Below are 2,295 nucleotides of genomic sequence, written 5' to 3' on the forward strand. Positions count from 1 at the left end.
AAACCCTTGAAATTCGTCAATCCGTCGAGGACGCGGGCGACGACCGCCTCGAACAGCGCCTCCTTTCCATCGAAGTGGGCATAGATCGTCGGCTTGCTTGCCGGCGCCACTTCCGCGATCTCATCGAGACTCGCGCTTTGATAGCCTCTCTTGAGGAATACGCGCTGGGCAGCATCGAGGATTCGCGCTTTCACGTCGCCCGCCATGTCTTTGGGCGGTCTTCCGACACGCGGACGTTTCAAATCCTGGTTCTTGGTCGCCATCGGCTTTCACCCCGTATTCACGATACTGCGAGCGCCGGCGCTCGCAGACGATCCCGGCTTGACACGATCGCGATCGAAGTGCAAGCAAAATAAACTATACGGTATAGTTTAAATCACTCAGGAGACTGCTGTGCCCCAATCCATAGCCCATCCAACCGCGCTGGAGGGACGAACCCTTCTGGACGAGCTGAATCACCGCATCAGGAACGAGCTCGCCTCGGTCATCAACCTCGTCTCCTTCAAGGCGATCTGGACCGACAACGTCGACGCCAAGGAAGAGCTGAGCAATGTCGTCGACCTGCTTCACCAGCATGTCGAGGTCCACAACATTCTGACGATGCCGGATCGCGACGCGCTCGTCGATGCCGGCGAACAGCTTCGCAAGCTCGGCCTCGCCATGAGCCGATGCAAAGTGGATCGCATGAACATGCACCTTCTATTGTCGACCGACACGTTGCCGCTGGAGTCCGAGCGATGCTGGCGCCTGGCATTGGCTGTGTACGAGTTGGTGACGAACGCGGTCCGTCATGCCTGCTTCGATGGCCGCGACGGCGAAATCAAGGTCAAACTGATGTGTACGCGCTCCTGGGTGAACTGCTGGGTCTCCGACAACGGATCGGGCCTCGGAAGGATCAAGCCTGGCCGCGGCCTGCGGATCGTCAGCGAACTCGCAAAAAGCCTGGGCGGCAAGATGAGTCACACCTTCAGCACGACGTCGACGTCGTTCGCTCTGGACTTCCCCCTGACGCAGCGCGAGCAGCACGCGAACCGCGCGGTCGCTGCTCGCCGCCCCAGAACCCGTCGTCGATTGAAGGTTGTGCCGCCACTGCCTTCCGTGCCGGCCGCCGGTGAGCGGACGAATCACATTGCTATCCAATCAAAGGTGTAGATCAAGGAGACACAGGTGTCGACGAAAGCTCTTCTCACCCTCTCTGCGAGCGTGTTGCTCGGTGCCGCGGCGTTCGCGCCAAGTGCAGCGCTTGCACAGCTGCCCGGCCCGCCTCCGGGCCCTCCGCCTATGCTCGCTGGTCCTCCGCCCGGTCTCGGTGTCGAACGCAACTTGCCTCTCAGTCCGATTTCGGACTTGACGACCCGATAATTAAACTATACCGTATAGTTTATTAAATAGGAGACCACCGTGTCGCATTCCCTTCCCGATGTGCTCGCTCAGGCCATTCTGAGGCATGTCAATATTGCGCTCGCACTCGCGCTTCTGGCGGCCCCGCTCGCCGCCTGCAATGACCACGCCGCCAGCAGCCTGGAGCGCGCCGCACTCGTGCACACCGAAATCGTGCAGCCGCGGGACGGCCGGACTTCCCTCACCTTGACCGGCGAGGTCCAGGCCCGTTTGCGCGCCGACCTCTCCTTTCGTGTGAGCGGTCGCGTGCTCGCACGCCTGGTGGACGTCGGTGCCCACGTCAATGCCGGCGACCTCTTGGCCAGCCTCGACCCGGCCGAGCCGCAGGCTGATTTTGACGCCGCGACCGCAAGTGTGGCTGCGGCGGAGGCCCAGCTGCGCGTGGCGCAGGCGACGTTCGATCGGCAGAACCAGCTTCTCTCGAACGGGTTCACCACCCGCGTCGCCTACGACCAGGCGCAGGAGCAATTGCGAACGGCCCAGAGCACGCTTGAATCGGCGAAAGCGGAGCTTGGAAGGACCCGCGAGGCGCTCGGCGATAACGAACTGCACGCCCGCGCCGCGGGTGTGATTACCGCCCGTAACCTCGAGGTCGGGCAAGTCGTGCAGGCCGCCCAATCCGTCTTCACGCTGACTGAAGACGGCGAACGCGACGCCGTCTTCGATGTCCCTGAATCGATGTTCTTGGGCGATGTAGAGAGCGGCAGCGTCTCGCTCGCGCTGGTCTCGAGTCCTGACGTGACCGCTACAGGCCACGTCAGGGAGATATCGCCTGCCGTCGACCCCAAGAGCTTCACCGTTCGTGTGAAAGTCGCGATCCAAAACCCGCCCGCAGCGATGACGCTTGGAAGCGCCGTCGCGGGCACCGCCGGGACGAAACCCGCAACCGAGATC

At 62.4% G+C, this 2,295-nt stretch carries 3 protein-coding genes; 2 read left to right on the plus strand and 1 reads right to left on the minus strand.

The genetic code is table 11. From position 1 onward, the window contains the following. On the minus strand, positions 1 to 263 hold a 263-nt coding region (locus JOY90_RS22555), incomplete at its 3' end, for a TetR/AcrR family transcriptional regulator (protein WP_291693323.1). Positions 264 to 393: 130 nt separating this feature from the next. On the opposite strand from JOY90_RS22555, the gene JOY90_RS22560 reads away from it, so the two are divergent. After that, complete coding sequence (locus tag JOY90_RS22560) at positions 394 to 1,152, plus strand: sensor histidine kinase (protein ID WP_291693324.1); 759 nt, start codon at positions 394 to 396, stop codon at positions 1,150 to 1,152. Between the two features lie 249 nt (positions 1,153 to 1,401). Further along, a partial coding sequence (locus JOY90_RS22565) for an efflux RND transporter periplasmic adaptor subunit (protein ID WP_291693325.1) occupies positions 1,402 to 2,295 on the plus strand: 894 nt, incomplete at its 3' end.

It is taken from the genome of Bradyrhizobium sp. (assembly GCF_019242285.1).
Taxonomy (GTDB): domain Bacteria; phylum Pseudomonadota; class Alphaproteobacteria; order Rhizobiales; family Xanthobacteraceae; genus Bradyrhizobium.